The following is a 19,917-nucleotide window of genomic DNA, read 5'->3' on the forward strand; positions in this document are numbered from 1 at the left end:
CAAGGGGCGGCGCTAAGGCCTGAGAAGGGTAACCGGAAGCTAAGATGAACGAGATTTTTGACCCGTTAAACCTCCTCCTTATGGGACTTGCGGTTTTCATTCTGTTCAGACTGCGGTCTGTGCTTGGCAAACGCACCGGCAATGAACGTCCGCCTTTCGATCCATATTCGAAACCGGAACAAAAGCCGGGCGATCAGGTTAATGGCGGCGACCAGGATAACGTGATCCCGATGCCGGGCCAGACCCAACAGCAGCCTGAGCAGATGGAGCAACCCTCTGCTGATGGTGACGTCGTCATCGACAAGGTCGCTCCCGAGGGCTCAGCGCTCAACAGCGCCCTGAAGCAGATCCTTTCGGTTGATCGCAGCTTCGAGCCCGAGCCGTTCCTCGAAGGCGCGCGAGCAGCTTACGAAATGATCGTGATGGCATTCGCTGATGGCGACAAGAAAGCGCTGAAGAACCTTCTTTCGCGCGAAGTCTATGAGGGGTTTGTTGCTGCAATCGACGACCGTGAGAAACGTGGTGAAACCGTCGATTCGACCTTCATTGGCATCGACAAGGCCGAAATTGTTGAAGCGGCGCTGAAAGATGCCACAGCACAGGTGACTGTGAAGATCCACAGCCAAATGATTTCCGCCACGCGGGACAAAGACGGCGAAGTCGTCGACGGCGATCCGGCGAAAGTTTCCGAAGTGGTCGATATCTGGACGTTCGCACGGGACACAAGCTCCCGCGATCCCAACTGGAAGCTGGTCGCGACCGAATCCGCTGAATAGCAATGACGTGGCATGGGACGGGGTCCCGCCTCTTCGCCAGGTGCAGGGGCGCGGCTTTGGCCGTGCCGCTTTTCTTTGTCGGAGCCGCCGCAGCAATGCCGCAGACCCCGCAATTTTCTGAACGCCTTGAGAGGCTCTCGTTTGACGCTTTGCCTGGCTGGGCGGCGGACAACCATCAGGCTGCGCTGTCAAGCCTTCAGCGTATTTGCTCCAAACCAGAATTGCTGAAGAACACAAGCGCGGACCTTGTCTGGAAGACTGACGATTTCAAGGCGCACTGCCCTGAAATCGAAGCCGCGCTGAAAACGACGAAGGCCGCGCGCACCTTTCTTGAAACCCACTTCGCACCTTACCGGGTCGTTCGGAAGGGGTTCGTCACGGGCTATTTCGAACCTGAACTTCGAGCGTCTCGCCAGAAAACAGCAGGCTTTCAAACACCGCTTCATAGAAAACCTTCAGGCCTCGAAGCCGTTTCGGCCGAAAATCGACCGCACGATTGGCCCTCTAGTCTCAGCCATGGCCGTCTCCACAACGGCGTCTTGACCGAAATGCCGGATCGCGGTGCCATCATGGACGGAGCTCTGGACCGGGAAGCGCTCGAGCTGGTCTGGCTGGAGAGTCCGATCGACGCATTTTTCGTTCATGTTCAAGGATCTGCACGCCTGCGCCTGGACGATGGTTCTGTCATGCGTGTCGGCTATGCAGGAAAGACCGGGCATCCCTATACGGGGGTTGCTCGCTTGCTGGTCAAGCGCGGAGAAGGAACTCCGGAGGACTTCACCATGTCCGGATTGCGCACGTGGCTGGAGGTCAATCCGGACAGGCGGGATGCGCTCTTGAAGGAAAATCGTTCCTACATTTTTTTCCGGGAGGTTACGGGTGCGGCGCCGGAACAGGGTCCTGTCGGTTCTGCAGGTATCGCTTTGAGTGCGGGCAGGAGCCTGGCGGTCGACCCGTCACATATTCCATTTGGTGCGCTTGTGTTTGTTTCCGCAGATTTCAAAGACCCAGAAACGCCGGCGCGCTCTTTCGCCCGCCTCATGGTTGCCGACGACAGCGGCTCTGCAATCAAGGGACCCGTTCGAGGCGATATTTTTGCAGGATCGGGACAGGTTGCGGGCGATGTCGCCGGCGACATCAGGCACGAGGCAGAATTCGTCTTGCTTCTACCCAACGCCCTAACGGACTGACACATGGGAAAGCGGGGCAAAAAGGGGGCGCTTTCCCCGGAAGATCGTGAACTTTGGGGCAAGGTTGCCAAAACCCTGACCCCGCTTCATCCGGAGCGCGCCCAGGTTCTGGAAGCCGAGCTTGCAGACGCTGTCAAAGACACCCCGGCCAAATCCGTCAAGGCACCCAAAACAGCCACGGCGATCAAAGCGCCCCCGGAGGAGCAAAAAGCCAAGGCTCCCATGCCGCTTCACCAGCTTGAACACCGGTTCCGGCGCAAAATCGTACGTGGCGTCAGGGCAATTGATGCCCGAATTGACCTGCATGGGCTGACCCAGAACCAGGCACATGACAGACTGTTAGGCTTCCTCTATCAGGCACAGGCTAGGCGCCACAAAGTTGTTCTGGTGATTACGGGAAAAGGTGGCGGAGACTCGCGCGCCTATATGGACGAGCGCGGGATTTTGCGCAGAATGGTTCCACAGTGGCTGTCCATGCCTGACATGCGCCCCGTCGTCCTTGGTTATGAAGAGGCGCATGCGAGCCATGGCGGAGCAGGGGCGCTTTATGTCCGGATTCGGAAGAAAAGGTAGATCGTGACACCGCTTGGGGCAAAAATCCGGGAACTGAGGACAAAGCAGGGTGTATCGCTGAAAGAAATGGCCGCGGCACTCTCTGTTTCCAGTGCCTATCTTTCCGCACTTGAACACGGCAAGCGTGGCAAGCCCACCTGGTTTCTGGTGCAACGGATCATTACCTATTTCAATGTGATTTGGGATGAAGCGGAAGAAATCCAACGCCTTGCAGAGCTGTCCGACCCGCGCGTAACCATCGACACGGCAGGCATGGACCCCAAGGCAACCGAACTTGCCAACCAACTCGCCTTGAAGATTGGCGGATTGTCGGAAGAGTCCCTGAACGGACTGCTGCATCAGTTGCGCGTCGCCGCCGTGAAGGACGACATCTAGCTTCGCAGACCCTGCCAGAACGTGTCACGCCGCAACGCGACTTTCCTGGCCATGGCCGTGGGTGCCGCGGCGGGTTTCCGACTGTCCCTCAGATCAGGATTTACGTGTCCTTAGACGGAGTTCCCTATATAACCGGCAACCGACAATGACACCCGCATTTTTTGAACGGACCTGCATACCAGCATGAAACTCTCTCAAGAAGACCTTGCCGGACTGATTGACTCGGACGCGTTGCGTACCCGTTTGAGCGCGCTGACAGAAAAGCATGACGGCGACGGATCGGACATGAAGATCCGGGCCGAAGTTCTCAAAGAGCTGAAATCACAGGTCAAATCCGCTCGGTCTGACGCACAGAAGCGCCTGAATGAAGACGGTGGCGGAATATTGTGTGCAGGGAGACTGTCGTTCATCCAGGACGAACTGATCCGCGTGATTTACGACTTCGCGCGTCATCATGTCTATCGGATCAAAAACCCGTCTGCTGCCGAACGCATGTCGATTGCCGCTGTCGGCGGATATGGCCGCGGCACGCTCGCACCGGGCTCAGATATCGATCTGCTGTTTATTCTGCCTTACAAGCAGACGCCCTGGGGCGAGCAAGTGGTGGAATACATCCTCTATATGCTCTGGGACCTTGGCTTCAAGGTCGGACATGCAACCCGCAATATCGACGAATGCATTCGTCTCGCCAAGACCGACATGACCATTCGGACCGCTATTCTGGAAGCCCGGTTCATCTGGGGCGACAGGCCACTCTACGACGAAATGGAACAAAGGTTCGATGCTGAAGTCGTCGATGGCAGCAGCTCGGAATTCATTGCTGCGAAACTCTTAGAGCGGGACGAGCGACATCAGCGACAGGGCACCTCACGATATCTGGTTGAACCAAACATCAAGGAAGGCAAGGGAGGGCTGCGAGACCTCAATACCTTGTTCTGGATCGCCAAGTATCACTACCGTGTCGAGCGACAGGCCGAGCTGGTCAAGAAAGGCGTCCTGACCCGGTCGGAATATGCCCGTTTCAAAAAATCGGAAGATTTCCTTTGGGCTGTGCGCTGTCACCTCCATTTCCTGACCGGCAGGCCGGAGGAGAGGCTTTCCTTTGATGTACAAAGAGAAATTGCCATTCGGTTGAGCTACACACAGCATCCCGGCATGAAAGATGTCGAGCGGTTCATGAAGCACTATTTCCTTGTTGCGAAGGACGTGGGTGATCTGACCAGGATCATCTGTGCGGCGCTGGAAGAAGAGCATGTGAAGGAACCGCGCGGCAAAGGGCTGACCGGTATGATGCGCCGCCTGCGCAGCGGTCGAAAGTCAAATACGGTGACGCCCATCAAGGGCGCTCCGGGCTTCGTGGTGGAGAACAACCGCATCAATGTGACGGCCGACACGATCTTTGAAAGCGACCCGACCAACTTTCTGCGTGTGTTCCAGGTCGCCGACAAGCACGACTACAACTTTCACCCTCGCCTAACGCGTCTGATCCGGCAGTCCCTTAAACTCGTCGACAAGGATCTGCGAACCAACCCCGAGGCGAACAGGCTTTTCCTGTCGGTTCTGACCTCCCGGTATCAGCCGGAAAAAACCTTGCGGAAGATGAACGAAACCGGCGTGCTTGGCCGGTTTGTTCCGGAGTTCGGCAAGGTCGTCGCGATGATGCAGTTCAATATGTATCACCACTACACCGTGGATGAGCATCTGATCCGGTCCATCGGCGTTCTGGCGGAAATCGAGCGCGGCAATTCGGGTGACGACCACCCGCTTGCAACTGATCTGATTTTGACCCTGCAGAATCGCAAGGTGCTTTTCGTTGCCATGTTCCTGCACGACATTGCCAAGGGACGGCCGGAAGATCATTCCATCGCGGGCGCCAAGGTTGCGCGGAAGATCTGCCCGCGCTTCGGTTTGAATGATGCGGAAACGGAGACCGTCGCCTGGCTGATCAAGCACCATCTCGACATGAGCACAATTGCGCAGTCTCGCGACCTTTCAGACCAGAAGACAATTCAGGACTTTGCGCAGACGGTTCAATCACTTGAGCGATTGAAACTGCTGCTGATCCTCACCGTTGCCGATATTCGCGCCGTCGGCCCCGGGGTTTTCAATGGCTGGAAGGGTCAGCTGTTGCGCACACTCTACTATGCGAGTGAACCACATCTTTCAGGTGGTCACACCAAGATGTCGCACAATGCGGCCATTGCCGAAGCCAAGGAAGGCCTCAGTAAAAAACTGGGACACTGGCCAGCAAAGGACAGGAAAGCGTATCTCGACCGGCACTATCCGGCTTATTGGCTGCGTACCGAGCCGGATCGGCTGGTCACACACGCAGAGCTGCTTCATCAGGCTGACAAGGAAGGCAAACAGCTGGCCTTCCAGGTGATCCCGCGCGCCTTTGAAGGCGTGACGGAACTGAACATCATGGCGCCCGACCATCCGCGATTCCTGTCGACCATCGCAGGAGCATGTTTTTCGACCGGCGCCAACATTGTTGATGCGCAGATCGACACCACGACCGACGGATTTGCTCTTGATACGATTTTCATCGGCCGGGAATTGCCGGACGATGAGGATGAGCGCCGCCGAGGCGAACGGATTACCGCGCTTATTCTGAAGACCCTGCGCGGAGATGAGCGTTTGCCGGAGCCCGTGTCCAAAAAGGGCTCCATGAAAGGGCGCGTCAAAGCCTTCAAGGTTGCAACGGAAGTGCTGGTGAACAATGCCCTGTCAGATGACTATACCGTGCTGGAAATATCCGGTCTTGACCGGCCCGGCCTGCTCTATGACCTGACACGGAGCATTGCCACACTCAATCTCAACATCGGTTCTGCTCACATTTCGACGTTCGGCGAGAAGGCCGTCGACGTTTTTTATGTGACCGATCTGACCGGTCAGAAGATTGCCAATATTGGCCGTCAGGACATTATTCGCGAGCGGCTTGCCAATGCAGTTGAAGGTGAGGTCGAATTGGACCCCGCCGCGCCGGTTGCGCGCAAAGTCCAGCGACAGGCCTCCTGACTTGTGCTGCCTTAACACAGGAACCAACCCGGCATGAGCCTTGTCCGCAATTTCGCTACAGTCGGCGGCGCGACGCTTCTCAGCCGCCTGCTTGGATTTGTGCGCGATGTGCTGCTTGCCGCAGCTGTGGGGGCCGGACCTGTCGCAGATGCCTTCGTGGTGGCATTCCGGCTGCCGAATTTGTTCCGGCGATTGTTCGCCGAAGGTGCGTTCAACTCCGCTTTTATTCCACTGTTCGGCAGAAAAGTGGAAGAAGAAGGTGACCAGGGAGCAAGGCAGTTTGCCGGTGAAATCGGTGCAGCGCTACTGCTTTGCCTGCTTGTCCTGACGGCACTGGCGCAAATCTTCATGCCCTTTGTTGTCTGGGCCTTGGCACCCGGTTTCGTGGCAGATCCTGAGAAATACGACCTGACCGTTCTTATGGCCAGAATCGCCTTTCCCTATCTCATTTTTATGTCCCTGCTTGCGTTCATTGGCGGCATTTTGAACACTTATCACCGCTTTGCCGCCGCGGCTTTCGCACCTGTGATGCTCAACGTTGTCATGAGCCTCGTGTTGGGCAGCGTTCTCCTTACCGGTGTCGACGACAACATGACGCTCGGAACCATTCTCGCGATCGGCGTGACCGTTGGCGGCATTGTGCAGCTTCTGGTCGTGATCATTGATCTGAAACGGCTCGGCTTCCGCATCCCGGTCTTTCGCCCACGCTATACCAATTCGGCCAAACGCCTGCTGGCACTCGGAATTCCGGGCGTCATTGCCGGTGGTGTCACGCAGATCAACATTGCCGTCGGGCAGATCATCGCGTCCATGCAGGAAGGCGCCAATGCGCTGCTTTATTTCGCGGATCGCCTCTACCAACTGCCGCTTGGCGTGATCGGAATTGCAATCGGCGTCGTGCTCCTGCCAAGCCTGACACGACAATTGCGGGCCGGCGAAACCGCCGCTTACCAGCACAGTCTGAACCGCGCACTTGAATTCTCGCTGGTACTCACCTTGCCTGCTGCCGTTGCCCTGGCTGTCGTGCCACATGAAATCGTTTCCGTGTTGTTTCAGCGGGTCCGGTTCGATGCGCAAGCGGTGGACGGAACTGCGGCAGCGCTTATGGCTTTTTCCTTTGGGCTACCTGCCTTTGTTCTCAACAAGGTTTTTTCACCCGGCTACTTTGCCCGCGAAGACACAAAGACACCGATGAAATTTGCTGTGGTCGGGATGGTCGTAAACGTGATTTTGTCGATCGTGCTCTTTCCCTGGCTCATGCATGTCGGCATCGCTCTGGCCACAACATTGGCAGGGTGGGTCAACACGGCCCTGTTGATCGCTGTTCTTTGGAAACGCGGTCACTTCAAGCCCGATTTTTCACTGCTACGGCGCCTGTTGCTTGTGCTGATGGCAAGCGCCGTGATGGGCGTGAGTGTTCATTTCACCGCCATTTTCCTGGCGCCGTATCTCAGCGACGGCTGGCTCCTTGTACGTGCCGCAAGTCTGGGTCTTCTCGTTCTTGTCGGGGTAGTGACATTCGCGCTTATCGCCCAGCTGAGCGGCGGTGCCGACCTTCTCGGCATGGCCAAAGCGTTGAGAAGGCGCAACACCTAGCCGCGAAACGCCACAACTTGATCATTCCAGCTTGCATCGAGGCATTTGCGGGCTTAAACCCGGCGCGCCCAAATGTTCACAGCGCCCTTCCAACCGGCCGCACTAAAAAAGGGATTGATCATGGCGGAGTTCCAGCCCCGTGTATTTTCAGGCGTTCAGCCAACCGGCAACCTCCATCTAGGAAATTATCTTGGCGCGGTTTCGCGTTGGGTCCCGCTACAGGACCAAATGCCGACGATCTTCTGTGTTGTCGACGCTCATGCGATCACTGCCGGTTTTCCAAACCCCCAGGAAATGACCGATGCGACTCGGGAAGTGACCGCAGCCTATATGGCGGCTGGTATTGATCCGAAAAAGTCGATCATCTTCAATCAATCCCAGGTCCGCGAACATATGGAGCTCGCGTGGATCTTCAATTGCGTGGCGCGGATGGGCTGGCTCAACCGCATGACCCAGTTCAAGGAAAAGGCCGGCAAAAACAAGGAAAACGCTTCCGTTGGCCTGTTCGCCTATCCAAATTTGATGGCTGCCGACATTCTGGCCTACCGGGCAACCCACGTACCGGTTGGCGATGACCAGAAACAGCACCTTGAATTGACCCGCGACATTGCTGCCAAATTCAACAATGACTTTGGCGACAGGATCAAGGAACTGGGCGTCGGTGTACCGAACCCGACGCCTTCCCCTGAATTGCCGGAACAGCTTTATTTTCCTCTGACAGAGCCAATGATCGCCGGTCCGGCGACCCGGATCATGTCTTTGCGTGATGGCACCAAGAAGATGTCCAAATCCGACCCTTCGGATCTGTCACGGATCAACCTGACCGACGATGCGGATCTGATCGCCAAGAAGGTCAAGAAAGCCAAGACCGACCCTGATGCACTTCCCAGCGAGACAGACGGTCTCGATGGCCGGCCCGAAGCAGACAATCTTGTGGGTATCTATGCGGCACTCGGCGGGACCAGCAAGGAAGACGTGTTGCGGGAATTTGGCGGTCAGCAATTTTCGGCCTTCAAACCGGCTCTGTCCGATCTTGCCGTCGCGAAACTGTCGCCCATGACAGACGAAATGCGCCGGTTGATGGAAGACAAGACCCAGATCGATGCCGTTTTGAAAGACGGTGCGGAAAAGGCATCTGCCATTGCTGAGCCGGTCCTGAAGGACGTGAGAAAAATCATAGGTTTTCTCGAAGTGCGCTAGATCCTGTTAGGGTTCAGCACACACCAAGCAGGCTGAATTCATGCAGAAATCTATTCAAACAATCGATCTTCAGCGTTACCCGGAACGGACTGTGTCTGTTCTGGGTACGATGCCCTTTGCCGCCTTTAGCCTGAAAACATACGTGCTTTGTGTTGACGACAACTCTTTAAGCGATGAGGAACTTGACCGCGCACGCGGCGTTTTTGCTTCACGTCTGGCCGATATTTCCACTACCGAAGGTGGAAATTATCTCGGTTTTGCCCTGATACACAAAGGAACTGAAGGGCTGACAGTATCATCCTTCTGGTGGGTTCAGGGATGCGTATTGTGTCATGATCACGTGCGAATTCCTTTTAACGGCGTCGACCCAATTTCGGGCATCCGTGCTCATGTGCTCGGATGCGTTTGGGAACTCGATTTGATTCATTTCGAACGGAACGCCTGGCAACAGTCGATGATGCAGCCACAACCAAACGCAAAAGACTATCTGAAAGCCTGGTTCAAGCCGGCTGATGCCTGATTTCGCATATGTTTGAACGATCAGTGAAACGGTTTCTCAAAGATTAAGCGGCACTCTCTCATCACTTGGGGTCTTGATGAGAGTTTGAACTTGGCCAACCGTAACAGTGACCGCGCCGCAGATACCGAGGTCGGCGGTAAAAACACTCAGAACGAAAGAGGTCGCGGCGAAACCGCGCAGCCTTCGCAGGGTTCCGCAACCGCTTCTTCGACAGAAAGACGTTCTCGGGCAACCGATGCAAACGAGCTCGGGCCCGATGTTGGCCCTGGCCGCCGTGCCACTGACCGGCCTGTGTCGCCGCCGGCCAAATCATTGCAACGCCTGGCCGTGGTCGCTTTGGTGGTGGGGCTCACCGCAGGTTTCCTTCTGGTTTCAGCTGATGGAATGAACCGCTTTTTAGGCGTTGGACTGGCATTTTTCGCTGGAGGTCTGGCTGTGTGGCGCCTGCTGGCTGACGACATGCACCGGTCGGTTGCGGCAATTCAGGTCAAGGACGACAAGATCCGCAGGCTCATGGCTCGCTGCGAGGAACTTGAAGACCGGGCATGGGAGTTAGGAGAATCCGACGAGCGGCATGCCAGTATATTGGCGACACTCGGCGATGTAGTGATCCGGCGCGATCAGGCCGGTTTGGTAACATATGTGAATTCAGCAGCCGACGATGTCTTCGGCTCAAACCATAGTTTGCAAACTGGCAACGCGTTGCAATTTCCGCTTGTTGAAGCCACGGTGACCGATGAGAAACACCCCCACGAGAATGCCGCAAGAATGGGCGGTATGGGCTTTGAGGATCTTCACATTGAAACGTTGCAAGGCAAGCGCTGGTTTTCGCGAATAGACATCCCGGTGCGCGATTCGTCGACAGATCGTCAGCTTGTTCAGACCGTTTTACGAGACGTAACGGAACGCCGCTTGATCGAAGAGGACTTGTTGGCAGCCCGGCACTCAGCTGAAAACTCCAACGAGGCCAAATCCAGGTTTCTGGCAACGGTGAGTCATGAGATCCGAACGCCTTTGAACGGCGTTTTGGGCATGGCAGCCCTATTGCGCGACACGCGTCTTACAAAAGAGCAGCATGCCTATATCGAAGCGCTCGAAACGTCCGGTGAAACCCTGCTCCTGCTGATTGATGAAGTGCTTGACTTCTCCAAGGTTGAAGCCGGCAAACTGGACATTCATGCGGCCCCAACACCACTTGGCACTCTGGCTGAAAGCGTTGTTGAACTTCTGGCGCCCAAGGCACATGCCAAAAACCTCGAAATCGGGGCAATTTTGGCAGCAGATCTACCAGCCGAAGTAACAATCGATGCCACCCGTGTCCGGCAAATCCTGTTCAATCTGATCGGCAATGGCGTCAAATTCACGGATCAAGGCGGCGTCGCCGTGGACATTTCTGGGCAACCGAATCCGGCTGGCGGCAGTTTCTTAAATATCGAAGTTCGCGATACGGGTATCGGTTTTGACGAAGCAGAGGCTGAACGCCTCTTTCGCGAATTCGAACAGGTTGATCACGGCCCCGCCCGAAAATTCGGTGGCACAGGTCTCGGTCTTGCCATTGCGCAAAAACTGGCGGGTCTGATGGGTGGATCCATTTCTGCCGGACCAAATGCCGACGGCGGCGCTGCCTTTTGCGTCAAATTGCCAATTCCCGAAAGTTTGGAGTGCGGGTCCGATCCCCGGTTTACCGCCTTGGACCGGCACAATATCGTGTTCGTCAGCAACAGTGTTGTCGAAGGCCCGTTGCTCGCCAAACGCCTTGATCAGCACGGCGCTGATGTTGCAGTTCTCGCACCCGGCGACTATGCGCTTGAAGACAGGCTCGCATCTGCAGATCTGCTGGTAGTCGACAATGCAGCCCTTTCAGACAGCGGCGGCTGGCTTGCTACGGCGCGGCTGGCGGGATGCGAGGCGCCTGCCATAGTGATGATCGCTCCACCCGAACGGGATCGCCTCGAGCACCTGCGCGCAGCAGGATATGCCGCTTATCTGATCCGGCCTGCCCGTATTGAGACAGTCGCCCAGATTTTTTCTGGTCTTCTGGAAGGCACCGGTATTGAGAGCGCCTGGGATGTCAGTGCAGAACCGGCCAGTAACGGACTACTGGCAAATCGCGCTGCTATACCGGCAAGACCATTGCGTCTTCTGGTGGCTGAAGACAACGATATCAATCGACTTTTAAGCGAAGCGCTGCTTCGCAAGCTCGGCCATGTCCCCATAATGGTCAACGACGGCGAAGAAGCCGTGGAAGCAGCGGCACATGGCTCCTTTGACGCCATCTTGATGGATCTGCATATGCCAGGCCTTGATGGGTTTCAGGCAATCGCCAAAATTCGCGAGGACGAGAAGGCAGCAGGCAGAACACCAGTCCCTGTATTGATCGTTACGGCCGACGTGATGAAAGACGCCAGAGACAAAGCAAAGGACGTCGGCGCTGCCGGATACCTTACCAAACCACTGTCGGTGGATGCGATTTTTGATGCTCTTTCTGAGATCACCCGCAATTGACAGCAGAGCGAGGAAATACCCGCCGGCCGCCTCATCAAGAGAACATGAACCACGACTTGCCAAATTTCACAATTTCACCCTATTCGGCTAAGCTTGCCCTTGATCAAAACAAAGTAAATACACACGTGTCATCCAGCTGTCGGAAAACTATGGTCTACGGCAGCTTCGAAGCACATAACCTGACACCGGAATTGGCATTCCGGCAAAGGCAATACGATTGGTGAAACAGCCGCCAAACTGTAAAACCGGACGTAGTGCGCTTGAGAGGAATTCGCGAGGGTGGAATGTCCATAATGCGGCAAGGGCTTTTTTCTCCCAGAAAACTGGTGAGGAAGTTCACTCCAGGCATGCGCCCGGGCGCACCAATCAGCGTGGTTCCAGCGCGCGCAACCTCTCAGCGTATGCCAGCAAAAACCGGAGAAACGCTGGGTAGAATCGGTTCTTTGGAAGTGCGTATGGCGCGCAATTTCAAGGAAGTCAAAAAGGCCCAACACTTGCGCTATCAGGTGTTTTACGAGGAAATGTCGGCGATTGCCGATGCGAACACCTTGGCCACACGGCGCGATGCTGATCCGTTTGATGCCTATTGCGATCATTTGCTGGTGGTCGACCACGCCTCGATGAAGCGAAACAAACTTGGACGCCTGAAACCGGAAATCGTCGGAACATACAGGATCCTCCGGCAGGAAATTGCTGATCAGCATGCCGGGTTTTACACGGCTGCCGAGTATGACATCCAGGCCTTGATTGATGCCAACTCGGGCAAAAGGTTCATGGAACTTGGGCGGTCTTGCGTCTTGCAGCCTTATAGAAACAAAAAAACCGTCGAGCTGCTTTGGCACGGCATCTGGGCCTATGTCCTTCGTTACAAGATTGACGTCATGCTTGGTTGTGCGTCGATCGAAGGTACAGATCCGGACGCGCTTGCCGGCCAATTGTCCTTCTTGCACCACAACGCACGTGCGCCTGAGAAATGGCGCGTTCGGGCCGTTGAGCACCGTTACATTGAAATGAACAGGCTGCCGTCGGACCAGGTCAATTCCAAACAGGCTCTTCGCACGCTGCCACCACTGGTCAAAGGCTACCTGCGTCTTGGAGCTTTCATAGGCGATGGCGCCGTCATCGACCCCCAGTTCGGCACCACCGACGTTTTGATCATCATGCCCGTTTCCGAATTGAACACACGCTACGTGAACTACTACGGTGCAGATGCCAGCCGGTACTCCAGCTGAATTTGACAAACCTTGTGACCGCGCGTGACCGGCTGAAATGCTCAGCCGGTTTTTTGGAACCGCCAAGCAAGTCTTAACGCCCCCTTAAATTGCCCATTCTAGGATCATCTCCGGGAGCCGGCGCGTCTGACGGGTTGAGACCCGTCTGGACCGGTAAGTACGGGACGGATGATCTATGGCGACACGGGCGAAACGCCAGCCGCGGATTGAACCGACATTTGGAGAAACGGGCAGCAGTCTGCTCGACCTGCGTCTTGGGCCGCAGGACCGTCCTTCTGCGCCTTCAGGAAAGAAAACAAGCAAAACCAAAGGCCGAAAGTCCTCAAAGACCAACAGCAACAAAAAGCCCGCCGCAAAGAAATCCTCCCCTTCACGGCGCGGACAGCCAAAAAAAGCACAACATCTCGGCGAAGCGGACGGTCAGGTTCCAAGAGGCGAAGCCAAAAACGCAAAAATCGTTTTCAGGCACGCACTGCGTTTGGACGCCTGCTCAAACGCGGCCTTTATTGGAGTATGGTTCTAGGGATCTGGGGCTCAATCGCCGTTGTTTGCATTATCGGTTACTATGCGGCCTTTCTGCCGCCAACCTCCGAGTGGCAGGTTCCGGCTCGCCCTCCCAATGTCAAGATCGTTGCGTCAAACGGCGGCCTGATCGCCAATCGTGGCGACACAGGCGGCGAAGCCGTGCGCCTCGAACAGTTGCCGCCTTACCTTCCAAATGCCGTCATAGCCATCGAAGATCGGCGCTACCGATCTCACATTGGCGTCGACCCCATCGGACTTGCGCGCGCGCTTTATACCAACGTCACTGCAGGTAGATTGACACAGGGCGGGTCAACACTCACCCAGCAGCTCGCCAAAAACCTTTTTCTGGAACCCGATCGAACCATCAAACGAAAAATCCAGGAATTGGTGCTGGCCTTCTGGCTGGAGGCTGAATACTCCAAGGATGAGATCCTGGAGATGTATCTCAACCGGGTTTATCTCGGCTCGGGAGCCTATGGCGTGGATGCCGCTGCACGACGCTACTTCGGCAAGTCCGCTCGGTTGCTCACCATTCCCGAGGCGGCCACCATTGCCGGCCTTCTCAAAGCGCCATCCCGCTATTCGCCTGCACGAAATCCAGATCTTGCCGAAGACCGTGCCCAGCTTGTTCTCGCCGCCATGCATGAAGAAGGATACATTACCGCAGGTGAGGCAAAGAATGCTCTTGCGGCGCCTGCACAGGTCGTCAGGCGCTATACCACCGCCAGCGAGAACTACGCAGCCGATTGGGTGATGGACGTTCTACCGCATTTCGTCGGCTCCATTGAGAAAGACATCATCGTTGACACGACCATTGACCCGGCCATGCAGAGTGCTGCCGAAACAGCGCTTCGCTCAGCACTTGAAGAAAACCGGCAGACACTCGGCGTCAGTCAGGGCGCTATAGTCACCCTTGATACGGCAGGTGCGGTGAAGGCCATGGTAGGGGGTGCAGACTATTCAAAGAGCCAGTTCAACCGTGCCGTTTATGCCAAGCGCCAACCGGGTTCGGCCTTCAAGCCGTTTGTCTATCTGGCCGCGCTCGAAAACGGGTTGACTCCACAATCTGTGCGCCAGGACAAGCCGATCACAATTGGTGGCTGGTCCCCGAAAAACTACACCAAACAACACTATGGCGCAGTAACACTGACACGTTCGCTCAGCCTCTCGCTCAACACCGTTGCCGCACAATTGGCATATGAAGTCGGCGTCGGAACTGTCGCAAGCACTGCGCAACGGCTCGGTATCACTTCAGACATGAAGAAAAACCTGTCCCTGTCCCTTGGAACTTCTGAAGTGACCCCGCTGGAAATTGCATCTGCCTACGTGCCGTTTTCCAACGGCGGATATGGCGTCCTGCCGCATATAATTCGCCGCATCCGGACGGTGGACGGCAAAACCCTTTATTCGCGTTCCGGTGATGGCCGCGGGCGCGTCGTGGCGCGCGGTGCCGTTGGCAACATGAACCTCATGATGGCGGAAACTCTGATGACGGGAACCGGCCGTAAGGCCAGACTGGACAGCGGGCGGCCGGCAGGAGGGAAAACCGGCACCAGCCAGGATTTCCGCGACGCCTGGTTCATCGGTTACACCGGCAATCTCACCACAGCCGTTTGGTTCGGAAACGACAACAATTCACCAACCAAGAAAGCGACCGGCGGCAGTTTGCCTGCAATTGTCTGGAAAGAGGTCATGGACAAGTCGCATGATGGCCTGCCTGTTGCAGACCTGCCAGGTGTTCCAAACCTGCCGGCAAGCGTGTCGGCACCTCGAAAGCCTGTATCTGATGCGACCGTTGGATCAGGCAGCGAACCCATACCGCCAGCACCGATAGGCGGTGACCCAGAGCCAGGTGAACGCCGCGGGCCTTTGAACCTTTTGCGCAACCTTTTTGGCGGCGGCTAACCGCGTCTTTGAAAACTCAGTTCAGCTGGGTTCGTTTAAAACGGCAATGCGCTTTCATCAGCACTGGTGGCTGTAGGTAAAGACCAGCGTGTCAGTGGTGTACTGTCCCGTCGGACGGCACCGATTAAAGACTTCGCGTGTTCCCGTCACTGTCACCTGCAACTGGTCCCCACGGACTGGACCCTCGACGGAATACTCTAGAGGCGAACCAGGGCAGAACTTTGAGAATACGCGCGCTGTTCCAGAGTACCAATTGCCATTCTTCACGCCGCTGAATAGCAGAGTTCCACGCTGGACACCTGCATTGCGCAGAACATTTCTTGGAACTTCATAAGACAACCATCGTTGATTGCCCTGCGCTTGCAATCGCATGAGGGATCCATTGTGATTCCAGCAGCTGTCGGCAAACGCTTCGCCTGAAATAGCTGTGACAAGTCCAACCAGCACGGCCAGGCTCAAAACTTTGGCCCACAAAAACTTCAGATAAAACATGGATCGCCTCCCAATTAAGCCCGGGAAAGCGAAACATATTCTCTGAATTTTGCAATTGGCAAATTAACCGAACCCGTGAAGGTGGAGCCCGTTTTCTTTCAACCATACTCTGGCGCGCGGCGTTTGAGGGGCCAAGCGCTCACACAAACGCCAAAATCGGGTCGAGTGATTCATTTCGCGCAAGTGTGCCACTTCGTGCGCTGCGACATAGTCCAGGATGTCGGGGGTGCCAATATCAGACGCCATGAAAAGGAAAGCCGCCCATTGGACGCGCAAGAACCCCAACGGCTCTTTGTATCGCGAATGCTGATTGCCGCGATCTTCTCATCAATTGCCGCCGCGTGAATCCTTGCCCGATCTGTCAAGTCGGCACGCGCCTGCGCCTTCAGCCAGGTCGTGACCTTTCGTGGAATGTGGTCCTCCGCGCCCGGCACAAAGAGAGCAGGGAACGCATCTTCCGTTGCACCGACCGACACCAAACCTCGCAATTTGCCAGTCGACACAATGACATGGTCCTCTCCGCGCAATGGCAGAATATCGCCAGTTTGAAAAGCAACATGATCCGGCCGGTCCTGAAGCCGTGCGACCAGCCAATCGATGTGCTGTCTTGCGAAATGCTCCGCACGAGCGAGATTGCCGCCTCCCGGAACCGTGAGAACAGGTCCTGAACTGTCAGCCGGAAGCCGGAGCAGATATCGTTGAGCCCTCGGATTGGCACGCAAACGAATGCGCACTTCGCTCGTTTCTGTTTGAATATCGATGTGTTCCGGCAGGCGCTTTTTACCGAGGCGTGAAAACATGCTGTACGTGTATCCGGCGAATCATAGGCTTCGATCTTAAGACGTTTTTGCATGCAATTCTCGCAAGAAACGCAGCCGTTTTAGCGTGGCGATGGTATCTGATTGATAAACAGGACTGACCGAACCAGGCACAGAAACGACGAAAGCGGCGCTTCAAAAAAGCGCCGCTTTCGGTCAGGCCGCCCGGAGGCGGGTCTGGGAGGAAAGACTTACAACGGTGCGGGTTCCGCGCCGCCGGTGTTCCGTCCCCGGTTGGCCATGAAGCGATCGAATTCTTCCTGATCACGTGCCCGACGCAACTCACGAAGAAAATTGTCGAATTCAGCACGCATCTCATCGAGTTTGGCGCGTTCTTCTTCCAGCCGTTTCAGCTCAGCTTCGCGGTAGTCATCGAACGCAACATTTCCGGTGCGCGCGGTGCCAGTCGAGTTTGACATTTGATCAAATGCTCCCTTTAGCGGACTCCCCGCCATTGATCTTTCGCATCGCGGAACATTCCCTCGAAGCGATCGCCCCAGAGAATATAGGCGAGCATAGCCAGGCCAAGTGGCCAGAAAACCACGAACCCCAGAACCATCAGGCCGATGGTTGCAGGCGTCCAGGCAGGTTTGATCATGCAACTTTTGGTCGTCGTCATCATCCTATCCATTTAAGACATCCACGATCAACAGGTGGGGATTGTCGTCGCACGCTTCAAGGATTTGTGATGTTCAACACAGGTCAAAAGACAACAGAAAACCCGGTCACCCTTGCAGAGGACCGGGCTTAAGATACTCAAATGATTGAGGTTAATTTGACCTAGTCTTCAAAAGGACCATCGATCACATGTTGGGCGGAATAGTTTGCCAACAGCTTTTCCCGATGCCATTCACCCGCCATCGGCGCGTTGGCATATTCATGAAAACACGGTGTTCCAAGAGTGAAATGGAGCAGTTTCGCATCCGGGTTCGGACCCAGCTCGTCGGGCAGCCAGTTCCATTCGATCGGCAACTCGCCAATCAGGTCATCTTCAAGCCAGGTGAAGCGATGAAGCTGTGCACCGGTTGCACTCATGACGAAGTCCGGCGTCACGGCCCGGTTAGCCGGGTGCCCACAATTCCAAAGAACGACAGAAGACCAGTTCTTGCGAGGGTAATTCTCGTTTTTCGATCCAAGGTATTTTGTTGTTTGCTTGGTCTTGTAGTCATGATGCACACACATGACCGCTTTGCTCTCGTCGCGTAGCGCGAACAATTTGGCGATGTCATCCCGGACAATCATATCCCCATCCATGAACAACGCCCAGCCGTTGTAGTTCATCAGGTTTGGAATGAGAAACCGGGTGTAGATGAAATGGTTCGAACCGTCCGTGTGCGTTTCGTTGTAGGTTTTCAGGTTGTGCAGCGACAGAGGCGTGATTGCCAGAACATCGCTGGACTGCCGTGTGAGACTGTTGGCACAAACATGATAAGCGACCGCCTCACGCGGATCGAAACCAATGAAAATATTCAGCACTTGGGGAACCTCCGACCTTGCATCATGACCGGTCTTGTATTGGTCAAAATGGGTGGAATCAACCACGGCCATCAGCAAGTCAGAAAATACTGGACTTTTAGAGGCAAGTTTCAGGCGTCTTGAAGACGCCTGAAACAGTTCAATCAGCCGACAGCTTCAGACAACTGCTTGGCTTGTTTGATCCAATTGTCACGTGCAATCCGGCCTCGAAAGTCGAGTTTGCCATCCAAGGCTTGGATCTGCTCTTTGGTCAACGAGGCGATTTGCCAAAAATGAAAGATACCTGCCTCGTTTAGTGCCGATTCCAGTTTGGGGCCGACCCCTGTGATTTCTTTCAAGTTGTCCGCAACTCCATCTGGCTTGGTCAACAGGATTTCTTCCAGCGGACCAGCTTTTTGCCAGCGGTCTTCTTGGGTTTCGGCGGCGCAGGCGAAGTCGCTTTCTTGATCGGCTTCTGTTTCGGCGCCTGGTGCCCGTTCCTGTTTGAGCGGATGAAATCCATAACCCTCGGCGCGATCTCCGAACGCCATCGTGAACCATTGAAGACACCATAGTGGCCCACATTGGGTTGCTCGTAATGCGCTTTCATGGAATCCGGCAAACTTACGCATAGGTCATGAGCCGCACGGGTCTGACCGCGTCCGGTGATATCGTCTTTCTCGCCTTCTACCGTAAGAAGGGCTGTCCGCGTGATCTTGCTGCAATCAACCAGTCGGCCGTTATGCGTCATGGTTCCGTTCGGCAGTGCGTGCTCAATGAAAACGGTTTCGACGGTCTGAAGATAGAATTCTGCCGTCAAATCCATGACCGCAAGATATTCATCATAAAACTCCCGGTGTTTTTCAGCGCTGTCACCATCACCTTCGACCAGATGCTGGAAAAACTCTCGATGGGCTGTGAGATGCCGATCGAGGTTCATGCTCATGAAACCTGACAGCTGAAGAAATCCCGGATAGACGTCGCGCATGAATCCCGGATGCGGGAAGGGCACCTTCATCACGACGTTTTTCTTGAACCAATCAAGACCTTTGGCGACCGCCAGATCGTTCACAGCCGTCGGTGCCACCCGCGTATCGATTGGGCCACCCATCAGTGTCATGGTTGATGGGATATAGGGATCCTCTCGATCTTCCATGACCGCAACCGCGGCCAGCACCGGAACAGATGGCTGACAGACGCCCAGAACATGTGCATCGGGTCCAAGGAAATGCAGGATCGAAATTATGTAGTCGATATAATCGTCCAGATCGAACTTGCCCTCTTGCACAGGCACCATACGGGCATCGATCCAGTCGGTGATGAAGACATCTGCATTCGGCATCATTGCTTCGACAGTGCCACGCAGAAGCGTCGCATAGTGCCCGGACATTGGCGCAACAATCAGCACCTTCGGATCATTCCGATGGGACGTTACGCCCCGTTCAAAATGAATGAGATCGCAGAACGGGCGGCTCCAGACAATGTTCTCGCGCACCGGAACCCTGACGCCACCAACACTGGTTTCCTTCAGGCCGAAATCGGGTTTTCCATATCGACGAGTTGTGCGTTCCAGAACCTCACACCCAGCAGCAATCTGGCGCCCGTAACTGGTGTGCGTCAACGGATTGAGCGGGTTCTGAAAATAGAGCCGTGTCATGTCGGCGACCGCACGCCACGGTGCCATCGCCGCGTGGTTCAACTCGTAAAGGTGATAAAATGGCAAAGGCGCATCTCCTT

General features: G+C 55.5%; 16 protein-coding genes and 1 pseudogene. 11 read left to right on the top strand and 6 right to left on the bottom strand.

Annotation, left to right across the window (positions count from 1 at the left end):
• The first annotated feature begins 44 nt into the window (after nucleotides 1-44).
• The 11 genes from ACZ1HV_RS15685 to ACZ1HV_RS15735 all read left to right on the top strand — a co-directional run bounded on the left by ACZ1HV_RS15685 (nucleotide 45) and on the right by ACZ1HV_RS15735 (nucleotide 15,415).
• On the top strand, nucleotides 45-776 hold the full coding sequence (locus tag ACZ1HV_RS15685) for a Tim44/TimA family putative adaptor protein (RefSeq protein ID WP_298812333.1): 732 nt from the start codon (nucleotides 45-47) through the stop codon (nucleotides 774-776).
• A gap of 62 nt (nucleotides 777-838) precedes the next feature.
• Nucleotides 839-1,966 carry a murein transglycosylase A gene (mltA, locus tag ACZ1HV_RS15690; RefSeq protein ID WP_472718457.1) on the top strand — a complete coding sequence of 376 codons (1,128 nt, stop codon included), beginning with the start codon at nucleotides 839-841 and terminating at the stop codon, nucleotides 1,964-1,966.
• Between the two features lie 3 nt (nucleotides 1,967-1,969).
• The gene (locus tag ACZ1HV_RS15695; protein ID WP_298964321.1) at nucleotides 1,970-2,539 is read left to right on the top strand and encodes a Smr/MutS family protein; all 570 of its coding nucleotides are present in this window, start codon (nucleotides 1,970-1,972) and stop codon (nucleotides 2,537-2,539) included.
• A 3-nt stretch (nucleotides 2,540-2,542) separates the two neighbouring features.
• The gene (locus tag ACZ1HV_RS15700) at nucleotides 2,543-2,914 is read left to right on the top strand and encodes a helix-turn-helix domain-containing protein (RefSeq protein ID WP_152499120.1); all 372 of its coding nucleotides are present in this window, start codon (nucleotides 2,543-2,545) and stop codon (nucleotides 2,912-2,914) included.
• 183 nt (nucleotides 2,915-3,097) lie between these two features.
• Nucleotides 3,098-5,932, top strand: a complete 2,835-nt coding sequence (locus ACZ1HV_RS15705) for a [protein-PII] uridylyltransferase (protein ID WP_472715692.1) — start codon at nucleotides 3,098-3,100, stop codon at nucleotides 5,930-5,932.
• Between the two features lie 33 nt (nucleotides 5,933-5,965).
• A complete protein-coding gene (murJ, locus tag ACZ1HV_RS15710; protein WP_472715693.1) occupies nucleotides 5,966-7,528 on the top strand; it encodes a murein biosynthesis integral membrane protein MurJ in 1,563 nt (520 codons plus the stop codon).
• A 120-nt stretch (nucleotides 7,529-7,648) separates the two neighbouring features.
• On the top strand, nucleotides 7,649-8,728 hold the full coding sequence (gene trpS, locus ACZ1HV_RS15715) for a tryptophan--tRNA ligase (protein ID WP_298984170.1): 1,080 nt from the start codon (nucleotides 7,649-7,651) through the stop codon (nucleotides 8,726-8,728).
• Nucleotides 8,729-8,768: 40 nt separating this feature from the next.
• Nucleotides 8,769-9,248, top strand: a complete 480-nt coding sequence (locus ACZ1HV_RS15720) for a hypothetical protein (protein ID WP_472715694.1) — start codon at nucleotides 8,769-8,771, stop codon at nucleotides 9,246-9,248.
• 90 nt (nucleotides 9,249-9,338) lie between these two features.
• Nucleotides 9,339-11,753, top strand: coding sequence for an ATP-binding protein (locus ACZ1HV_RS15725; protein WP_472715695.1), 2,415 nt, complete (start codon nucleotides 9,339-9,341; stop codon nucleotides 11,751-11,753).
• Between the two features lie 401 nt (nucleotides 11,754-12,154).
• The gene (gene olsB, locus ACZ1HV_RS15730; RefSeq protein ID WP_472718458.1) at nucleotides 12,155-12,985 is read left to right on the top strand and encodes a l-ornithine N(alpha)-acyltransferase; all 831 of its coding nucleotides are present in this window, start codon (nucleotides 12,155-12,157) and stop codon (nucleotides 12,983-12,985) included.
• Nucleotides 12,986-13,498: 513 nt separating this feature from the next.
• Entirely contained in the window at nucleotides 13,499-15,415 is a 1,917-nt protein-coding gene (locus ACZ1HV_RS15735) for a transglycosylase domain-containing protein (protein ID WP_472715696.1), read from the top strand.
• A gap of 57 nt (nucleotides 15,416-15,472) precedes the next feature.
• Here the strand turns inward: ACZ1HV_RS15735 and ACZ1HV_RS15740 are convergent, their stop codons facing one another.
• From ACZ1HV_RS15740 to ACZ1HV_RS15765, 6 genes and pseudogenes are all read right to left on the bottom strand, one after another.
• Nucleotides 15,473-15,907 (bottom strand): hypothetical protein, encoded by a 435-nt coding sequence (locus ACZ1HV_RS15740; protein WP_472715697.1) that lies wholly within the window; start codon nucleotides 15,905-15,907, stop codon nucleotides 15,473-15,475.
• Between the two features lie 63 nt (nucleotides 15,908-15,970).
• Nucleotides 15,971-16,707, bottom strand: a pseudogene (locus ACZ1HV_RS15745) (M48 family metallopeptidase).
• 209 nt (nucleotides 16,708-16,916) lie between these two features.
• Entirely contained in the window at nucleotides 16,917-17,327 is a 411-nt protein-coding gene (locus ACZ1HV_RS15750; RefSeq protein ID WP_472715698.1) for a DUF2852 domain-containing protein, read from the bottom strand.
• Between the two features lie 178 nt (nucleotides 17,328-17,505).
• Nucleotides 17,506-18,201 (bottom strand): glycosyltransferase, encoded by a 696-nt coding sequence (locus ACZ1HV_RS15755; RefSeq protein ID WP_298816533.1) that lies wholly within the window; start codon nucleotides 18,199-18,201, stop codon nucleotides 17,506-17,508.
• A 143-nt stretch (nucleotides 18,202-18,344) separates the two neighbouring features.
• Nucleotides 18,345-18,569: a hypothetical protein gene (locus ACZ1HV_RS15760; protein WP_472715699.1), complete on the bottom strand. Its 225-nt coding sequence runs from the start codon at nucleotides 18,567-18,569 to the stop codon at nucleotides 18,345-18,347.
• Entirely contained in the window at nucleotides 18,566-19,903 is a 1,338-nt protein-coding gene (locus ACZ1HV_RS15765; protein ID WP_472715700.1) for a polyhydroxyalkanoate depolymerase, read from the bottom strand. Before ACZ1HV_RS15765 ends, ACZ1HV_RS15760 begins: the two co-directional genes overlap by 4 nt.
• Between the last annotated feature and the right edge of the window lie 14 nt (nucleotides 19,904-19,917).

The sequence above is a fragment of the Roseibium sp. JB4-4 genome (assembly GCF_055693425.1).

Coding starts and splice junctions, on each gene's coding strand:
- ACZ1HV_RS15685 (WP_298812333.1), top strand. CDS start 45: ATGAACGAGATTTTTGACCCGTTAAACCTCCTCCTTATGGGACTTGCG.
- ACZ1HV_RS15695 (WP_298964321.1), top strand. CDS start 1,970: ATGGGAAAGCGGGGCAAAAAGGGGGCGCTTTCCCCGGAAGATCGTGAA.
- ACZ1HV_RS15705 (WP_472715692.1), top strand. CDS start 3,098: ATGAAACTCTCTCAAGAAGACCTTGCCGGACTGATTGACTCGGACGCG.
- murJ (WP_472715693.1), top strand. CDS start 5,966: ATGAGCCTTGTCCGCAATTTCGCTACAGTCGGCGGCGCGACGCTTCTC.
- trpS (WP_298984170.1), top strand. CDS start 7,649: ATGGCGGAGTTCCAGCCCCGTGTATTTTCAGGCGTTCAGCCAACCGGC.
- ACZ1HV_RS15720 (WP_472715694.1), top strand. CDS start 8,769: ATGCAGAAATCTATTCAAACAATCGATCTTCAGCGTTACCCGGAACGG.
- olsB (WP_472718458.1), top strand. CDS start 12,155: ATGCCAGCAAAAACCGGAGAAACGCTGGGTAGAATCGGTTCTTTGGAA.
- ACZ1HV_RS15735 (WP_472715696.1), top strand. CDS start 13,499: ATGGTTCTAGGGATCTGGGGCTCAATCGCCGTTGTTTGCATTATCGGT.
- ACZ1HV_RS15740 (WP_472715697.1), bottom strand. CDS start 15,907: ATGTTTTATCTGAAGTTTTTGTGGGCCAAAGTTTTGAGCCTGGCCGTG.